The sequence below is a fragment of the Corallococcus exercitus genome (assembly GCF_042231735.1).
Taxonomy (GTDB): domain Bacteria; phylum Myxococcota; class Myxococcia; order Myxococcales; family Myxococcaceae; genus Corallococcus; species Corallococcus exercitus_B.
Window position 1 is genome coordinate 6,986,636 of sequence record NZ_CP102577.1, and the last position, 16,147, is coordinate 7,002,782.

15 protein-coding genes are annotated in these 16,147 nt (G+C 71.8%); 8 read left to right on the forward strand and 7 right to left on the reverse strand.

The window, feature by feature from the left end:
* The first annotated feature begins 3 nt into the window (after window positions 1-3).
* From NR792_RS27965 to NR792_RS27975, 3 genes are read left to right on the forward strand one after another with little or no spacing between them, the layout of a single operon-like run.
* On the forward strand, window positions 4-1,287 hold the full coding sequence (locus tag NR792_RS27965; RefSeq protein WP_375755748.1) for an ABC transporter substrate-binding protein: 1,284 nt from the start codon (window positions 4-6) through the stop codon (window positions 1,285-1,287).
* Window positions 1,284-2,162, forward strand: a complete 879-nt coding sequence (locus NR792_RS27970) for a carbohydrate ABC transporter permease (protein ID WP_375755749.1) — start codon at window positions 1,284-1,286, stop codon at window positions 2,160-2,162. The genes NR792_RS27965 and NR792_RS27970 overlap by 4 nt, the downstream gene beginning before the upstream one ends.
* Window positions 2,159-2,968 carry a carbohydrate ABC transporter permease gene (locus tag NR792_RS27975; RefSeq protein ID WP_014392992.1) on the forward strand — a complete coding sequence of 270 codons (810 nt, stop codon included), beginning with the start codon at window positions 2,159-2,161 and terminating at the stop codon, window positions 2,966-2,968. The genes NR792_RS27970 and NR792_RS27975 overlap by 4 nt, the downstream gene beginning before the upstream one ends.
* A gap of 7 nt (window positions 2,969-2,975) precedes the next feature.
* Here the strand turns inward: NR792_RS27975 and NR792_RS27980 are convergent, their stop codons facing one another.
* From NR792_RS27980 to NR792_RS27995, 4 genes are all read right to left on the reverse strand, one after another.
* A complete protein-coding gene (locus tag NR792_RS27980) occupies window positions 2,976-3,293 on the reverse strand; it encodes a type II toxin-antitoxin system RelE/ParE family toxin (protein ID WP_375755750.1) in 318 nt (105 codons plus the stop codon).
* A gap of 13 nt (window positions 3,294-3,306) precedes the next feature.
* Window positions 3,307-3,546: an addiction module protein gene (locus tag NR792_RS27985; RefSeq protein ID WP_375755751.1), complete on the reverse strand. Its 240-nt coding sequence runs from the start codon at window positions 3,544-3,546 to the stop codon at window positions 3,307-3,309.
* 75 nt (window positions 3,547-3,621) lie between these two features.
* Window positions 3,622-4,278, reverse strand: coding sequence for an NAD(P)H-binding protein (locus NR792_RS27990; RefSeq protein ID WP_375755752.1), 657 nt, complete (start codon window positions 4,276-4,278; stop codon window positions 3,622-3,624).
* 113 nt (window positions 4,279-4,391) lie between these two features.
* A complete protein-coding gene (locus tag NR792_RS27995) occupies window positions 4,392-5,579 on the reverse strand; it encodes a phosphatidylserine/phosphatidylglycerophosphate/cardiolipin synthase family protein (protein ID WP_375755753.1) in 1,188 nt (395 codons plus the stop codon).
* A gap of 242 nt (window positions 5,580-5,821) precedes the next feature.
* On the opposite strand from NR792_RS27995, the gene NR792_RS28000 reads away from it, so the two are divergent.
* Window positions 5,822-7,267, forward strand: a complete 1,446-nt coding sequence (locus tag NR792_RS28000) for a DUF2380 domain-containing protein (protein WP_375755754.1) — start codon at window positions 5,822-5,824, stop codon at window positions 7,265-7,267.
* Window positions 7,264-7,734 (forward strand): NUDIX hydrolase, encoded by a 471-nt coding sequence (locus NR792_RS28005; RefSeq protein ID WP_375755755.1) that lies wholly within the window; start codon window positions 7,264-7,266, stop codon window positions 7,732-7,734. Before NR792_RS28000 ends, NR792_RS28005 begins: the two co-directional genes overlap by 4 nt.
* Here NR792_RS28005 and gor read toward each other — a convergent pair whose 3' ends face one another.
* A complete protein-coding gene (gene gor / locus NR792_RS28010; protein ID WP_375755756.1) occupies window positions 7,735-9,165 on the reverse strand; it encodes a glutathione-disulfide reductase in 1,431 nt (476 codons plus the stop codon).
* A 256-nt stretch (window positions 9,166-9,421) separates the two neighbouring features.
* Here gor and NR792_RS28015 point away from each other — a divergent pair, with 256 nt between their 5' ends.
* Both NR792_RS28015 and NR792_RS28020 read left to right on the forward strand, forming a co-directional pair.
* Window positions 9,422-12,901, forward strand: coding sequence for an AAA family ATPase (locus NR792_RS28015; RefSeq protein WP_375755757.1), 3,480 nt, complete (start codon window positions 9,422-9,424; stop codon window positions 12,899-12,901).
* Window positions 12,902-12,908: 7 nt separating this feature from the next.
* Window positions 12,909-13,775: a methyltransferase domain-containing protein gene (locus NR792_RS28020; protein WP_375755758.1), complete on the forward strand. Its 867-nt coding sequence runs from the start codon at window positions 12,909-12,911 to the stop codon at window positions 13,773-13,775.
* Here the strand turns inward: NR792_RS28020 and NR792_RS28025 are convergent.
* Window positions 13,765-14,625 carry an SDR family NAD(P)-dependent oxidoreductase gene (locus NR792_RS28025; RefSeq protein ID WP_375755759.1) on the reverse strand — a complete coding sequence of 287 codons (861 nt, stop codon included), beginning with the start codon at window positions 14,623-14,625 and terminating at the stop codon, window positions 13,765-13,767. The genes NR792_RS28020 and NR792_RS28025 overlap by 11 nt on opposite strands.
* Window positions 14,626-14,698: 73 nt before the next feature.
* The gene (locus tag NR792_RS28030; protein WP_375755760.1) at window positions 14,699-15,436 is read right to left on the reverse strand and encodes a 3-keto-5-aminohexanoate cleavage protein; all 738 of its coding nucleotides are present in this window, start codon (window positions 15,434-15,436) and stop codon (window positions 14,699-14,701) included.
* A gap of 167 nt (window positions 15,437-15,603) precedes the next feature.
* Here NR792_RS28030 and NR792_RS28035 point away from each other — a divergent pair, with 167 nt between their 5' ends.
* Window positions 15,604-16,146: a DUF2378 family protein gene (locus tag NR792_RS28035; protein ID WP_375755761.1), complete on the forward strand. Its 543-nt coding sequence runs from the start codon at window positions 15,604-15,606 to the stop codon at window positions 16,144-16,146.
* Window position 16,147 lies beyond the last annotated feature (1 nt).

The following is a 16,147-nucleotide window of genomic DNA, read 5'->3' on the forward strand; positions in this document are numbered from 1 at the left end:
CGCATGGGCCGCCTCCTCGTCCTCCTCGTCGCGCTGGGCCTCGTCGTGGGAGCCGGGTGCCGGCGTTCGTCCGAGGAGGCGGGCACCGGAGGCCGCACGCGCATCGTCTTCAAGTTCCAGCCGCTGTGGGGCGACCCGAAGCCGTTCCGTGAGCTGCTGGCGCAATACGAGCGCGCCAACCCGGACGTGGAGCTGGTGACGGAGGCGCTGCCGAATTCGTCGGACCTGGCGCACCAGTTCTTCCTCACGTCGTTGCAGGGCGGGGCCACGGACTTCGACGTGCTGGTGGCGGACGTCGTCTGGGTGCCGGAGTTCGCTCGGGCGGGCTGGGTGGCGGACCTGTCCGAGGACTTCCCTCCCGCGCGCCTGCGCGAGGAGTTCCTGCCCGGCCCGGTGGACGCCGTCGTGATGAACGGCCGCACGTACGCGGTGCCCTGGTACGTGGACGTGGGCGTCCTCTACTACCGCACGGACCTGGTGCCTCGCGCGCCGCGCACCTACGAGGAGCTGCGGCGCTTCACCCGCGACGCGATGGCGAAGGCGCCCGGCATCCAGGGTTATGTGTGGCAGGGCCGGCAATATGAAGGCCTCACCTGCAACGTGTACGAGGCGCTGTGGGGCCATGGCGGGCAGTCGCTGGGCGACGACGGGCGCGTGCTCCTGGAGACGGAAGCCGCGCGCGCGGCGCTGGCGTACCTGCACGGGCTCATCGCGGACGGGCTGTCGCCCCAGACGGTCACGGGCTTCGGCGAGGAGGAGTCCCGGCGCGTGTTCCAGGAGGGCCGGGCGGTGTTCATGCGCAACTGGCCCTATGCGTGGAGCGAGGCGCAGGCGGAGGGCTCTCCCATCCGGGGCAAGGTGGGCATCGCGCCGCTGCCGACGAAGGATGGACAGCCGGGGTGGGGGACGCTGGGCGGATGGCAGCTCGCGGTGAACGCGCATGTGTCCCCCGCGCGGCGCAAGGCGGCGGCCCGGCTCATCGCGCACCTGACGTCGCCAGAGGCGAACCGCGTGCTGGCGCTGCACTACGCGCGCAACCCGCCGAGGTTGGCGCTGTATGACGACCCGCGGCTGCGCGCCGAGGAGCCGTTCATCGCGAGCCTGAAGGAAGCGCTGGTGCGGGCGCGGCCCCGGCCGGTGACGCCGTACTACCTGCTCATCGCGGACGTGCTTCAGAGCGAGTTCTCCGCCGCCGTGGCGGGCCTGCGGACTCCGGAGGTGGCGCTCACTCGCGCGCAGAAGCAGGTGGATCACCTGACGGGTGAGCAGCCTCCGGAGGAGGAATGAGCGGCGCGGGTTCGCAGGCTCGGGAGCGGCGGCAGGCGTACCTGCTGGTGGCGCCGGCCGTGCTGGTGCTGGCGGTGGTGGCGCTGTACCCGGTGCTGGCCGCGGTGTGGCTGAGCCTGCACCGCTTCATCCTGGTGTTCGGCGAGCGGCGCTTCACGGGGCTGGAGAACTACGCCTACCTGATGGGGGACGTGCGCTTCTGGTCCGCGCTGGGGAACACGGCGTACTTCACGGCGGTGGCGGTGACGGTGGAGTTGCTGCTCGCGGTGCCGCTGGCGCTGCTGCTCAACCGCGCGTTCCCGGGGCGGGGGTTGTTGCGCGCGTCGGTGCTGGTGCCCTGGGCGATTCCCACGGTGGTGAGCGCCCGGCTGTGGGCGTGGATGTTCAACCCGGACTACGGGCTCATCAACCGGATGCTGGGGGGCGCGGAGGTGAACTGGCTGGGGGCGCCGGGGTATGCGCTGCACGCGGCCATCCTGGTGGACGTGTGGAAGACGACGCCCTTCGTGGCGCTGCTGGTGCTGGCGGGACTGCAGGGCATCCCGGAGGACCTCTACAAGGCGGCGCGCGTGGACGGCGCGTCGGGGTGGCGGCAGTTCCGGTCCATCACGATTCCCTTGCTGAAGCCCGCGTTGCTGCTGGCGGTGCTGTTCCGGTCGCTGGACGCGTTCCGCGTGTTCGACGCCATCTACGTGCTGACGGAGGGCGGGCCGGCGAACACGACGGAGACGCTGAGCATCTACGCGTACAAGACGCTGATGCGCTCCGGGGACTTCGGGTACGGCAGCGCGCTGTCGGTGGCGACGTTCCTGTGCGTGGTGCTGCTGGCGGTGGTGTGGCTGCGCTGGCTGGGGCGCGAGGAGGGGCGGCGATGAAGCGGCCGGGGCTGGGCACGGCGCTGGCCGTGGTGGCGTTCCTCACATTCTTCCTGGGGCCGTTCCTGTGGCAGGTGCTGACGAGCCTGTGGCCGGACGGCGAGCTGACCCGGCCGTGGCCTTCGCACCTGACGGGGGCGAATTACGAGAGCGTGTTGTTCGGGCGGCCGTTCCTGTGGGCGGTGTTGAACTCGCTGGTGGTGGCGACGCTGACGACGGTGTTCTGCCTCACGGTGGGCGCGTCCGCGGCGTTCGCGCTGGCGAAGCTGGAGTTCCGGGGGCGGGGGCTCTTGCTGTCCGCGGCGCTGGGCGTGTCGATGTTCCCGCCCATCGCGACGGTGAGCCCGCTGTACCTCATCCTCAACGCGGTGGGGCTGCGGGACAGCCTGGTGGGGCTGGCGCTGCCATACACGACGTTCGCGCTGCCCTTGACGTTGTGGGTGCTGACGTCGTTCTTCCGCCAGCTGCCGGACGAGCTGTACCGGGCGGCGCGGGTGGACGGGTGCACGCCGGTGGGCGCGTTCCGCAGGGTGCTGTTGCCCCTGGCGGCGCCGGGCCTGGCGACGACGGCCATCCTGGTCTTCATCTTCGCGTGGAACGAGTTCCTCTACGCGCTGACGTTCCTGTCCACGCCGGAGAAGCGCACGGTGCCGGTGGCCATCAGCCTCTTCGCCAGTGAGTACAAGGAACCGTGGGGGGAGATTGCCGCCGCGTCGGTGGTGGCGACGCTGCCGCTGGTGGTGCTCACGGTGCTGTTCCAGCGGCGCATCGTGTCCGGGCTCACGGCCGGCGCGGTGAAGGAGTAGCTAGGGCCTACGGGCGGCTTCGCGCGCGGGGCAGCCAGTAGTCCGGCCGGCGGCGCAGGTGCGCGACGGCGAGCACCACCACGTCCTCGTCGCGAACGAGGTAGGGCAGGGCGAAGGGGTACTCCGGAAGCAGGAAGCGGCGGATGGGTGGTGTGTGACGGAGGTTTGGCCACAAGGGCCAGCGGTCCGGGTGCTCCTGGATGTGGTTCTTCGCCTGTTCCACGGCCAGGATGAATGCGTCGCCAAGTCCCTCTCGCCGGTTCTCGTACCACCTGTCGATGTCGCGCAACTCCGGCTCAGCGTCGGGATGCAGTCGAATGCGCATGCGCTTGGAGCCCCTATCGCCGCCGCCGCTCCATTCGCTCCTTCATTTCCTTCAGCACGTCGTCGAAATCGAGGAGCTCCACCGTGCCGTCGAGGACTTCCCGGGCGCGGCGGCTGATCTCCTCACCCCAGGCTTGCTCCACGTCCTCCGGAGGGCCTTCCCCCAGGCTGTCGAGCAGCTCATGGGCAAGCCGGGCCCGGTCGTCCGGGGACAGTCGCAGGGCCTGGGCAAGCAGCTCTTCGCGGGTCGCCATCTTCCTCATTGTAGCTCCTCCATGCGGCGCGTGCTCGCGCAGCGGAAGAGCCTTCCTACCTGGAGGGTCTGACAGCTACCGGCCTACCGCTTCGACCTCCGCCCAGAGGCGCTTGCCTTCCAGGGCCGTGTCCAGCGGTGCCCGACGCTCCGCGATGCGCAGCAGCACCGCGGCCAGTTGATCCAGGTGCATGGGCTTGAGGTTGCCCAGGAGGGGCAGCTTGCCCAGGGCGTGCAGGATGCCGGGCGGGGCGTGGTATTCGCCCTCGAGCGCGGGCGGGCGCACCATCGTGTAGGGGATGCCGCTCTCGCGGACGATGCGCTCCGCTTCCGCCTTGGCCTTGAGGTACGCGCCCACCGGACTCCCCGCTCCCACCGACGTGAGCAGCACGAAGTGGTCCACCCCCGCGGCCTTCGCCGCGTCCACCAGCTGCCGCGTGGTGCCGATGTCGCTCGTCTCGTAGGTGTCACCGGCCGCGAAGCGCTTGCGCATCGTGCCGATGAGCTGGAGCACCGTCGTGCTGCCCTTCATCGCCTCCACCAACGCGGGTCCGTCCGCCAGCTCCAGCACCGCCTTCTTCGGCCAGTGGTTCGCGGGCTCCGTGTTCACGCTCTTGGGCCGTACGTGCGGCGTCACGGACACGCCCCGGGCCAGGGCCTGCCGCATCAGCGTGCGGCCCGTCGCGCCCGTGGCGCCCGCGACGAAGAGATGACGAGGAGCTGCGCTGCTCATGGCGATGCCTCCCGGGCCGTGACCTGCCTGGCCCGTGAGGCCCTTCTTGCGCACACGGCCACCCCTTGCCCACTGTTTCCCGGGGCCGCGCGTGAAACCGGACAGCCGATGCTTCAGCGCTGTGCCTGCTCGGCCTGGACCTCGCGCGCGTGCGTCAGGTCCTCCAGGAAGATGGCCTCCAGCTGGCGTGCCGCCTCCACGTCCTCCAGCACCAGGGAGCCCTCTTCCAGCAGGTTGAACGACAGCGCGTCGTAGTTGATGGACCCCACCAGCACGAGCCGGTCATCCACCAGCATCGTCTTCGCGTGCATCATTGACGGCTGGTACTCCCAGAGCCGCACGCCCGCCGCCCGCAGCGTGTCGTAGGTCTGCCGCTGGAGCACCGTGATGGCCCGCTGGTCGTTCTTGTCCCCCGGCGCCAGCACCCGCACGTCCACGCCCGCGCGCGCCTTCTCCACCAGCAGCGACGTCAGCGCGTCGTTGGGCGTGAAGTACGCCTGCGAAATCCACAGCCGCTTCTTCGCCGCCTTCACCATGAGCTGCGTCAGCCGCTCCGCGCGCGTCACCTCCGGGTTCGCCGTGCTGCTGACGAAGGCCGCCCAGCCCTGGCCCGCGGCGTCCAGGCCGGGCTGCTCCACGGACAGCGTGGGGAAGTCCGTCTGGGGCAGCAGCTCGCCCGTCGTCTCCTGCCAGTTCTCCGCGAACGCCTGCTGGAGCTGCGCCACCACCGGGCCCTGGACCCGCACGTTGGTGTCGCGCCACTCCTTCTCGTTGCGCGCGTTGCCCAGCCACTCGTCCTGGATGGCGAGCCCGCCGGTGATGGCCACCCGGCCGTCCACCACGACAATCTTGCGGTGGTTGCGCGCCAGGTTCTCGTCCGCCGGCAGCGGGCGGAACAGGTGCGCCTGGCAGCCGGCCGCCTCCAGCCGGGGCTTCACCTCCTTCTCGAAGGGGCCGCTGCCCAGCGGGTCCACCAGCACGCGGCAGTGCACGCCCGCCTTGGCACGCTCGGCCAGCGCTTCAATCATCCGGTCGGACGCGCGGCCCGGCCGCCAGATGAACATGACCAGGTTGATGGAGGCGCGGGCCCGGCCGATTTCTTCCACCATCACGTCGAAGACGGCGCCGTTGTTCGCCCACCGGATGCGGTTGCGCGGTTCCATCCGCACGCCCGTCGTCTGGTACAGCGCCGCCGCGAAGCCCGCCCCACGCGACCCCACCTGCCCCGTGAGCTGGAATGGGCGGGACGATTCCTTCGTGTTGCACGCGGACGGACATCCCGCGAGCAGCAACGCCCCCATGATTCCCCCCCACCATCGTCCGCCCTTGCCCACGTCCGTTGCCCGCGCCTCCTGACCTTCAGGGGTAGGCACCCCCGGAAGGGGTGTCACCCGCTGGGACAAGACGAGTGTTCGCTGTCCGCACGGAGTGGGTGTGCGCACAGGGCGGCGAAGTGGGTGAAAGGTGCGTGCTACCGTCGCGCTCCGTCGAGGCACCGGGAGCGGACATGGCGTTGAGCACGTCGACTGAGGGGCGGGCTGCCATGGCCACCCGTTACCGGAAACAGTGGGACGACCCGAGGCTGCGCGACCGCACAGTGCTCCTTCGGGTGCTGGTCTTGGTGATGCTGGCCACGGGATGTGCCTCCGCACCGCATCCGAGGCGCTTGGGCTACACGCCCATGGGGACGCCCGTCTTCTCCGGGCCGGAGCAACGGCAGCGCCGACAGGCCGCGCGGGACCGTGATGCCTCGACGCGTGAAGCCGTGCTCGCGGGCATCGCGGACGTGAAGGGCTCTCTCGGCGGCGTTGAAGCCGCGTTTTCCAAGCTGGCGGCCCGCCCTCCGACCCTCGGAGGATGGGGCCTCAATGGCGTGTTCACGCGCTATCTCGACCATGGCTCCAAGCAGGTGACGTGGCTTCATGGTGCGCTCGGGAGTGCCACCGCGCTGACAGGAGCGGCGTCGGAAGTCGGCGACACGGACATGGAGCTGGGGCTCCTGCGCATGACGGGGCCGAAGCTCCAGGCGGCTCAGTTCGGGACGCTCCTGCTGGCCACCTGGGTGGACTTCCTGCACCTCGCGGACGCCGTGCTCCGCCACTGTCCGATGTGCAGCGTCGAGAAGCTCTTCGTCGACCTTCGTCGTGTGCAGGGACTGATGGAGCCCACGCTGACGGAGCTTGCATCCCTTGAGCCTGAGCGGGTGGAGGCGGCGGCGACCGCGATGCCCGCGCTGATGGGAAGGCTGACCCGTGAGTTCGACACACTCCATCAGGAGACCCGGGCAACCATGAAGCTCGGCGGGCAGATCATCGCGGCGATGCGGGCGGTGGAGATGGTGACGATGATTTCCACGCTGAGGATGTCGCTACCGCGGATGCCTCCCTCCGCTCCCGCGACGCTTGGCGCGGGCCTGGTGATGAACTCGGGTGGCGTCGTGGTGGGCTCGCGCATGGTGGTCTCCGCCGAGTGGGTGGAGATGATGCGCAGGCTCGTGCAGGCGGGCGTCATCTCCGTCCCTGCCGCCAGCGCGGCGGTCCTCATTCAGGGCGGGCAGGTCATGATGGCGCAAGGGCCTCGGGACCTCCCCAAGGGCGTACGCGATGCGCTGGGGGACAGTCCGGAGGTTCGGGCCATGCACGTCACCGGCAGGGCAGGGGCGGGCATGTCCGATGCTCCGAAACACCACGTCCTGCCTCAAGAGCACCGCGAGTGGTTCGAGCAGCGCGGCTTCAAGGGGGACCTGGACATCGACCAGTTCTGTGTACGGATGGAGCGGGCCGACCACGAAGCCATTCACGGTGGAGGGAACTGGAAGCTGGGGCGCATGTGGCCCGGCGAGTGGAATCAGCTGATCATGCGCACGCTGGGTAGCGCCGAGGCCAAGGTCGGGCGGATGTTGACGCGGAATGAGATCCTGGACATCGTCGCTGAGGTCATGGACGTGTACAGAGTCCCGATGAGCTTCACCCCGTGGAGGGGACGATGAGCGACGGGCGCTCATGGCAAGGCAACTGGAAGGTTCGTCTCTATGAGCGAGTCCGGGCGCGGGGCTTCGATTCATTGACTGCCTTCGCTGAATCGCGCCCCACCGCATCGCTGGTGTCGCTGGCTGAGGAGTTGGGGCCTGATGACATCGCTGGAGCGCAGGTGTTCAGCGGATTGGTGGCCGAAGCGGAGCGAAGCAAACAACTGACGCGCCTGGTGCGCGGGCAGCTTGTGCGCGAGCTGTGGAAGGGGCTTCCCGACGGCTGGCCGGCCATGCTGGATGACGCCAATCGTTTCAAGGTCGCCAAGGCACTTGGCTTGTGGTCAGGCTTTACCCCTACAACGCATGAGGAGCGCGTCAGGCAGGCGGGGGACTCGCTTCTCGCCAATCCTCCGCCTCCCGGCTGGCTCCCACTGGGCCCCGACGACGAACTGCTCCGCACGCTCCTCCCTGACGAAGAGGCCTGACTACTTGCGCTGATCCCCCGGCGGTGTGGCCACCACCTCGCGGCCCAGCTCCAGCAGCGTGGCGCTCTCCGACGGGTCGGGGCGCTTGTCGCGCAGGGTGACGAACTCCTCCGCCGCCGTGGGGTGGATGCCCACCGTGGCGTCGAGCTGCTTCTTCGTCACGCCGCACTTCAGCGCCACCGCGAGCCCCTGGATGATCTCCGGCGCGTCCGCGCCCACCATGTGGAAGCCCAGCACGCGCTCCGTGCCCCGCTCCACCACCACCTTCATCATCGACCGCTCATCCCGGCCCGTCAGCGTGTGCTTCATGGGCCGGAAGCTGGAGACGTAGACGTCCACCTTGCCGTGGCGCTCCATGGCCTCGCGCTCCGTGAGCCCCACCGTGCCCACCGGCGGCTGGCTGAACACCGCGGACGGGACGTTCTCGTGGTCCATCGTCACCGGGTTGTTCCGGTAGAGCGTCTCCACCATCGCCCTGCCTTCCGCGATGGCCACCGGCGTGAGGTTGAGCCGGTCCGTCACATCCCCCACCGCGTAGATGCTCTCCACCGACGAGCGCGACTGCGCGTCCACCACCACCGCCCCGCGCGCGTCCAGCTTCACGCCCGCCTCCTCCAGGCCCAGGCCCTTCGTGTTGGGCACGCGGCCGGTGGAGTACAGCACCGCGTCCACCTCCAGCGTGTCCCCCGTGCGCGTCATCAGGCTGAGCGTGCCGTCGCCGCGCTTCTCGATGTCCTGGACGAACGTCTCCGGCCGGATGTCCACGCCCTTCTTGCGCATCTCCTGCGTCAGCGCCGCGCGGATGTCGTTGTCGAAGCCGCGCAGCACCGTGTCGCCGCGGATCAGCATCGTCACCTTCACGCCCAGCGCCGCGAAGATGCCCGCGAACTCCACGCCGATGTAGCCGCCTCCCACCACCGCCACCCGGCGCGGCAGCGCGGGCAACTCCAGCGCCTCTTCCGACGTGAGCGCGTGCTCGATGCCCGGCACCTCCGGCAGGTAGGGCCGGCCGCCCGTGGCCACCAGGATGCGCTCCGCCGTGTAGCGCTTGCCCGCGACCTCCACCGTGTGCGCGTCCACCACCCGGCCCCGGCCCTCCACCAGCGTCACGCCCGAGTCGCGCAAGAGCCGCCCGTAGATGCCCGTCAGCCGGTCCAGCTCCTTCGCCTTCACCGCCTGGAGCTTCTTCCAGTCCAGCGCGGGGCCGCTCACCGTCCAGCCGTAGCCCGCCGCGTCCTCCATGTCGTAGCGGTAGTGCGCCGCGTACACGAGCAGCTTCTTGGGCACGCACCCGCGCAGGACGCACGTGCCGCCCACGCGCCCCTCCTCGCAGATGGCCACCTTCGCGCCGGAGGACCCCGCGCGCCGGCTGGCCGCCACGCCGCCCGACCCCGCGCCCACTGTGAACAAGTCGAAGTCGTAGCCCGCCATCGGTGTCCTCCCTGTCTCCAAGAAATGGTGTGTCATTGACCCGGAGGGAAGGAGCCCTGCCGGGCCCCGCTCGCCGGGCTGCTCCCCAGGGTCCGAAGCGCCTCCTGCTTCGCCTGCCCCCGGATGCATTCAATCCCCTCCCGCACGAGAAGGGGGGATATCCTCACGCGCAGGGCGGCTCCCCCTCATGTCTCACCCCCTCTCTTTCCAGCCTTCCTCCCGGATGGATGTTCCGGACGCCGACACGTCTCCGGGCATGGATCCAGAAGTGGTGGGGCGCCGCTACCGCATCCTCGACCTGCTGGGACGCGGGGGCGCGGGCACGGTGTGGCGCGCGCAGGACGGACTTTCCGGCCCCGTGGCCCTCAAGCGGCTGCACAAGACGGTGGCGGACCTGGCGCGGCGCCCGGGCCGAGGCACCCCTTCCGCCTTCGCCACGCAGGGCATGGCGCTGTCGCTGGCCCACGAGTTCCAGACGCTGGTGTCGCTGCGCCACCCGCACGTCATCCGCGTGCTCGACTACGGGTTCGACGCGGAGGGCCGGCCCTACCTGGCCATGGACCTCCTGGAGGACGCGCGCACGCTGGTGGAGGCCGGCACGGACGCGCCCCTGACGACGCAGGTGGGGCTGCTCATCCAGACGCTCCAGGCGCTCGCGTACCTGCACCGGCGCGGCATCATCCACCGCGACCTGAAGCCCGGGAACGTGCTGGTGGTGCGCGGACAGGTGAAGGTGCTGGACTTCGGCCTGGCCGTGGGCCGGGACCAGCAGGGCCGCCGCGCGCAGCCCGCGGGGACGCCGGGCTACCTGGCGCCGGAGCTCTTCGAGGACCAGCCCCCTTCCGAGCTGACGGACCTCTTCGGCTTCGGCGCCATGGCGTGCCAGATGTTCTTCGGCCGGCTGCCGCACGCGGGCCAGGTGTTCGCGACGCCGGGCTTCCCGCCCGAGCTCAAGGCCGTGCTGGAGCAGCTGGTGGCGCCGGAGGCCCACCGCCGGCCGCGCGACGCGGAGGCCGTCATCGCCGCGCTGTGCGCCGCCGTGGGCCAGCCCCGCCCCGCCGAGTCCGCCGCCACGCGCGAGAGCTTCCTCCAGTCCGCGCGCTTCGTGGGCCGCGTGAAGGAGCGCGAGCACCTGACGGATGTGCTCGACGCGGCGCTCGCGGGGCAGGGCGGCGCGTGGCTCATCGGTGGGGAGAGCGGCGTGGGCAAGTCGCGCCTCCTGGAGGAGGTGCGCTCGCTGGCGCTGGTGCGCGGCGCGGTGGTGCTGCGCGGCCAGGCGGTGGACACCGGCGGCGTGCCGTACCAGGAGTGGCGCGCGGTGCTGCGCTGGCTGCCCATGCTCACGGAGCTCTCCGACCGCGAGGCGCGCGTGCTCCGGCCGCTGGTGCCGGACCTGGAGGCGCTCCTGGGCCGCGAGGTGCCGGCCGCCCCGGAGCTGGACGCGGACATGGCGCAGCTGCGCCTGCACCAGACGGTGGAGGACCTCTTCGCCCGCCTGCCGCAGCCCACCGTGGTCATCCTGGAGGACCTGCACCAGGCGCACACCGAGTCCCTCCAGCTCCTCGCGCAGCTCGCGGCGAGGGCGGCGGGGCTGCCGCTGCTGCTGCTGGCGAGCTTCCGCGACGACGAGTCCCCGCAGCTCCCCGAGCGCCTGTCCGGCACCCGCGCGCTGCGGCTGCACCGGCTGAACGCGGAGGAGATCGCCCAGCTGGGGGAGTCCATGCTGGGCCCGGTGGGCCGCCGGCCCGACGTGGTGGAACTCCTGCGCCGCGAGTCGGAGGGCAACCCCTTCCTGCTGGTGGAGGTGGTGCGCGCGCTGGCGGAGGACGCGGGCGGCCTGGACCGGCTGGGCGCCGTCGCGCTGCCAGCGCGCGTGTGGGCGGGCGGCATGCGCGCGCTGGTGCAGCGCCGGCTGGAGAAGGTGCCCCGGGAGGCGCGGGGGCTCCTGGACCTGGCGGCACTGCTCGGCCGGGAGCTGGACCTGGCGGTGCTGGAGCGGGCCGCGCCCGGCGTGGACGTGGAGGCGTGGCTCACCGACTGCGCGGCGGCGGCGGTGCTGGACGTGGGCGACGGCCGCTGGCGCTTCGCGCACGACAAGCTGCGCGAGCGGCTCCTGGAGGACCTGTCCCCCGCGGCCCGGCCCGTGCTCCACCGGTGCGTGGCGGAGGCGCTGGAGGCGGCGCACCCCACGGGCCATGCGTCCGCGCTGTCGTACCACTGGGGACAGGCGCGGGAGCCGGAGCGCGAGGCGCACCACGCGCGGCTCGCGGGCGAGGAGGCGCTGGCGGTGGGCGCGTGCCGGGAGGCGCTGCCGCTGCTCACGCGGGCGCTGACGGTCGCGCCGCGGGCCACGCCGCTGGAGCGGGGCCGCGTGGAGGCGCTGCTGGCGGAGGCCCGCTTCCAGCTGGGCGACCTGGAGGCCTTCCGGGTGCACGCGGAGGCGGCGCTCGCGCACTTCGGCTGGCGCGTGCCCACGTCGCGCGTGGCGTGGGTGCTGGGCACGCTGGGGCAGGTGCTGTCGCGGCTCGCGCAGAGCGCCCGGCCGGACGCGTACGTGGATGACTCCCGGCGGCGGCGCGAGGCGCGGCGGGTGGCGGGCCGGCTGCTCATGCGGCTGACCGACGCGTTCATCTACGCGCAGGAAGCGCTGCCGGTGCTCTGGAGCGGCCTGCGCATGCTCAACCTGTGCGAGCCCGCGGGGCCCACGCCGGAGCTGGCGCGCGGCTACACGGTGATGGCGGTGGTGGCGGGCACGGTGCCGGTGCACCGCGTGTCGGACGCGTGGGTGAAGCGGGCGCAGGAGGTGGCGGAGCGCGTGGGCCGCCCGGCGGACCTGGCCTACGTGCTCAACCGCAACGCGGTGTGCGCGGTGTACCAGGCGCGCTGGCAGGACGTGGAGGCGTGGCTTCAGCGTGCGACGGCCATCGTGGACTCGGTGGGGGACCTGCGGCTGGCGGAGGAGTGCCGCGCGCTGCTCACCGTGTCCGCCATGTACCGGGGCCAGTTCGCGCGGGGCCTGCCGCTGATGGACTGGCTGGAGGCGTCCGCGGTGCGCCGGGGCTCGGAGCAGACGCAGCACTGGGCCCAGCACTATCGCGCGCACATGCTGCTGCGGCTGGGCGAGCACGCGCGGGCCCGCGCGGCGCTGGAGCCGGCGCTCGCGTGGACGGAGGCGCACGGCGGCGCCACGGACCGCATCATCGTGGATGGCACGCTGGCGCTCCTGTGCCTGCGCGAAGGCGACGCGGCGGGCGCGCGCGCGGCGGCGGAGAAGGCGCTGGTGCGGCTGTCGGCGGGCAAGCCGGTGGCGCACTTCGTCTACTTCGGCGCGACGGCGGTGGCGGAGGTGCTGCTCACGCTGTGGGCGCGCGAGACGCCCGGGCCGGGCCTGCAGGCGCTCACGCACAGCGCGCGGACCGCGCTCCGGGCGGTGGAGGGCTTCGCGCGCGTGTTCCCCTTCGGCGAGCCGGCCGCGTGGCTGTGGCGCGGCTGGGAGGCGTGGCTCACGGGCAAGCACGCCAAGGCCTTCCACGCGTGGCGGCGCTGCATCGTGGAGGCCGACAAGCGGGGGATGCCCTACGAGGCCGCGAGGGCGCGGCTGAAGTGGGCGCGGCACCTGCCCCCGGAGGCCCCGGAGCGCGCGGAGCTGCTGCGGCGGGCGGCGGAGGACTTCACCCGGCTGGGGGCGCGCGAGGACCTGGCGCGGACCCTGGCCGAACAGGGGACGGCAGGGTGACGAAGCGATGATGTGGGCGCGGGACGTGGCGTTGCTGGAGTGCCCGGATTGCCGGGGCCAGCTGGTGTGGCACGGGCAGAGCGAGGACGACCGGCTGGACGAGGGACGCCTGCGCTGCGGCGGCTGCGGCGAGACGTGGGAGGTGCGGGACGGGCTCGCCCGGCTGTACCGCGAGGACCGCGTGCAGGGCACGGACCGCCTCATGCGCCACATCTACGACGGGCTGCCCGCGCTGCATGATCCGCTGACGGCCGTGCTGACGCCGCTGTTCCAGTCCGTCTCCGAGTCGCGGATGCGCGACGGGTACATGCGCCGGCTGGAGCTGGGCGCGCTGAAGCCGCGCGACGACGGCCAGCCCGTGCGCGTGCTGGAGGTGGGCGTGGGCGCGGGCGCGAACCTGCCGCGCATCCGGGGCTCGCTGCCGCCGGGCCTGCCCGTGGAGGTGTGGGGCCTGGACCTGAGCACCGGCATGCTGGCGCAGTGCGAGAAGCGGCTGCGCAAGGGCCGGGGCGTGAAGGACACGCGGCTGCTGGTGGCGGACGCGCACGCGCTCCCGTTCCGCGACGCGACGTTCGACCGCGTCTTCCACGTCGGAGGCATTGGCGGCTACCGCCAGCCCGCGGTGGCGCTGCGGGAGATGGCGCGCGTGGCGCGGCCCGGCACGCCGCTGGTGGTGGTGGACGAGCAGCTGGACGCGGCCTTGCGTCCGTCGCTGTTCCAGCGCGCCGCCTTCCGCGCCCTCACGTTCTACACGCGCGAGGCCAAGAGCCCCCGCGACCTGCTGCCGCAGGGGGCCGAAGGCGTCATCGAGGAACAGGTGTCACCGTTCTACTACTGCCTCACGTTCCGCGTTCCGGCGGCCGTCACGGGTTGAGCAGCAGGTCCAGCAGCTTCAGCGTCATGCCGCCCGTGAAGTCGATGGTGGCGCCGTTGAACCAGGCGGCGTCGTCGCCCACGAGCACGGTGACGAAGCGGGCCACCTCGTCCAGCGTGCCCATGCGCCCCGCGGGGTTCATGGCCGCGTGGCGTGCCTCCAGCCGGGCCAGCGCCTCCGGCGAGTAGACGTGGCGCAGCGCGGGCGTCATCACCGTGCCGAACTTGAGCAGGTTCACGCGGTGGCCCTTCGGGCCCAGCTCGATGGCCAGGTGCCGCACGTACATCTCCAGCGCGGCCTTGGCGGCGCTGATGAGGCCGGTGTTGTTCAGGTGCGTCTCATCCAGCGGGTTCTGCAGGCCCAGCAGGCGCGCGTCCGGGGCCAGCAGGTCGCGCTTCACCAGCGCCTGCGCCCAGTACACGAACGAGTGCGCCATGCAGTCGAACGTGCGCTGGATGCGGCGCGGGTGCAGCTGGTCCGGGCCCTCGGAGAGGAAGTGGCCCACGGACGCGCCGGCGATGGCGTGCACGAACAGCTTCACGCTGCGGGGGCCCGCACGCTGGAGCAGCTCGTCCGCGCCGGCCTCGGCGGCTTCGGGCGTGGAGGCATCCGCCTGCCGCAGGTGCACGTCCCGGCCCAAGTCCCGCACGCGGGCCTCCAGCTCCCGCGCGGTGTCCACGTAGCGGCCCCGGTGCACGCCGAAGACGTTCAATCCTGGCTTGCGAGCGACGGCCTCCGCGATGGCCGCGCCCGAGCCGGAGGAGACGCCGAGGATGAGCGCCCACGCCGGGTCTGGAACACCCTCCGAGGCTGTTGGAGGGGACCCACCTGCTCCTGATGGCACGTGCATGGTGCTTCCATCATAGGAATCACGGTGCGATGCGGCTCGGGGGAGATGATCCGCCCATGCGGGCCGTGAAGTCTCACCGTGCGCGACCGGACTGGAGGGCCCTGGCCACCAGCGCGGCGTTGTCCTCCGCGGGCCGGCCGTCCGGAAGCGTGAGCGTGTCCTCCAGGCCGATGCGCGCATCGAAGCCTTGGCGCAGCGCCTGGTCGAGCACGGCCCACGCGCCGCCCTCGGAGCCGTGCACGAGCAGGGGACAGCCCAGGCCCGTGGCGCGCAGCAGGTCCACCAGCGTCCGCGCCTCCTGGCACGCGGCCTCCGGCTGGGAGGACTGCGTCTCCACGAGGATGCGCAGGCACTCCGCCGCGCGCGGCCACGCCAGGAGCCGGGGGACGTCCTCCGGGAACCACACGCCTGCCTCCACGCCGATGCCCGCGTCGAGCAGCGCGTCCGCGATGGACTCCCAGCCCGGCTCGGACAGGTTGACGGAGGCGAAGTCGGGCCGGGTGCTCGCGGGCAGCGCCTTCCAGCTGGCGACCCGCGCGCGGCGGGCCGTCACGTCCGGGAGGATCCACGCGCCGGTGCTGACACCCACCGGCACGCCCGGACAGGCGCGGTGGATGGCGGACACCGCCGCACCGATGTCCGCCGCGTCCAGGGACTCGCCTCCGTGCGCGGCGCGCGGGTGCACGTGGAACGCACCCGCGCCCGCGGCGTGACAGGCCGCGGCGTCGCGCGCGAGCGCTTCGGGGGTGATGGGCAGCCGGGGATGATCGCTGGCCGCGCGGGCTCCGTTGAGGCACACCTTGAGCAACATGCGCGGGATGAAGCCATGGATGACACCCCGTCCACGGGCTTCATGAGGTTGCTCCGTCCGCTGGTGGAAATCCCGCTGCACGAAGGGAGGGGTGGGTTGTTCCCGGGGCCGTCCCCGTTTACCGATGAAGGACGCATCCCCGCGCCGTGGAGAAGGAGTTTCCCGTCGTGCGTCCTCAGCAGAAGGTCGTGTTCGGGCACACCGTGGAAGGCCTGCTGGTGGCCCTGGAAGGGCACCTGGATGGCCCGCTCCGCTCGAGGTTGAGGGCCGTGGGGCTGGACCTGGACCGCGAGCTGGAGCCCGCCTATCCCAAGGACCAGTGGCACCAGATGTTGCTCCTGGCCGCGCAGGCGCTCTTCCCCAACCACACCCCCGCGCAGGCGCACTGGCACCTGGGCCAGCGCTTCATCACGGCCTACTTCTCCATCCGCATGGGGCGCGCGCTGCAGGGCGTGCTGCGGTTCCTGGGGCCCGCGCGCACGCTGGAGCGCACGACGCGCAACCTGGCCTATGGCAGCAACTTCCTGCACGTGGACGTGGAGCGGCTGGCGCCCACGGACTACCGGCTCAAGGTGAACGAAGGCGGGCTCCACCCGGAGTTCATCGGGGCCCTCTGTCACTTCGGGACGCTGACCACGGGGGTGAAGGGGCTCACCACCGTGGTGGAGGCCCGCGAGGGGCCCTCCGCGACGTACCGGATGCGCTGGTAGC

Bases quoted from the DNA above. Each gene is read 5' to 3' on its own strand.
- NR792_RS28030 (WP_375755760.1), bottom strand. From the start codon at position 15,436: ATGTTGCTCAAGGTGTGCCTCAACGGAGCCCGCGCGGCCAGCGATCAT.
- NR792_RS27975 (WP_014392992.1), top strand. From the start codon at position 2,159: ATGAAGCGGCCGGGGCTGGGCACGGCGCTGGCCGTGGTGGCGTTCCTC.
- gor (WP_375755756.1), bottom strand. From the start codon at position 9,165: ATGGCGGGCTACGACTTCGACTTGTTCACAGTGGGCGCGGGGTCGGGC.
- NR792_RS28005 (WP_375755755.1), top strand. From the start codon at position 7,264: ATGAGCGACGGGCGCTCATGGCAAGGCAACTGGAAGGTTCGTCTCTAT.
- NR792_RS28015 (WP_375755757.1), top strand. From the start codon at position 9,422: ATGGATCCAGAAGTGGTGGGGCGCCGCTACCGCATCCTCGACCTGCTG.
- NR792_RS27970 (WP_375755749.1), top strand. From the start codon at position 1,284: ATGAGCGGCGCGGGTTCGCAGGCTCGGGAGCGGCGGCAGGCGTACCTG.
- NR792_RS28020 (WP_375755758.1), top strand. From the start codon at position 12,909: ATGATGTGGGCGCGGGACGTGGCGTTGCTGGAGTGCCCGGATTGCCGG.
- NR792_RS27965 (WP_375755748.1), top strand. From the start codon at position 4: ATGGGCCGCCTCCTCGTCCTCCTCGTCGCGCTGGGCCTCGTCGTGGGA.
- NR792_RS27985 (WP_375755751.1), bottom strand. From the start codon at position 3,546: ATGGCGACCCGCGAAGAGCTGCTTGCCCAGGCCCTGCGACTGTCCCCG.
- NR792_RS28025 (WP_375755759.1), bottom strand. From the start codon at position 14,625: ATGCACGTGCCATCAGGAGCAGGTGGGTCCCCTCCAACAGCCTCGGAG.
- NR792_RS28000 (WP_375755754.1), top strand. From the start codon at position 5,822: ATGGCCACCCGTTACCGGAAACAGTGGGACGACCCGAGGCTGCGCGAC.
- NR792_RS27990 (WP_375755752.1), bottom strand. From the start codon at position 4,278: ATGAGCAGCGCAGCTCCTCGTCATCTCTTCGTCGCGGGCGCCACGGGC.
- NR792_RS27995 (WP_375755753.1), bottom strand. From the start codon at position 5,579: ATGGGGGCGTTGCTGCTCGCGGGATGTCCGTCCGCGTGCAACACGAAG.
- NR792_RS27980 (WP_375755750.1), bottom strand. From the start codon at position 3,293: ATGCGCATTCGACTGCATCCCGACGCTGAGCCGGAGTTGCGCGACATC.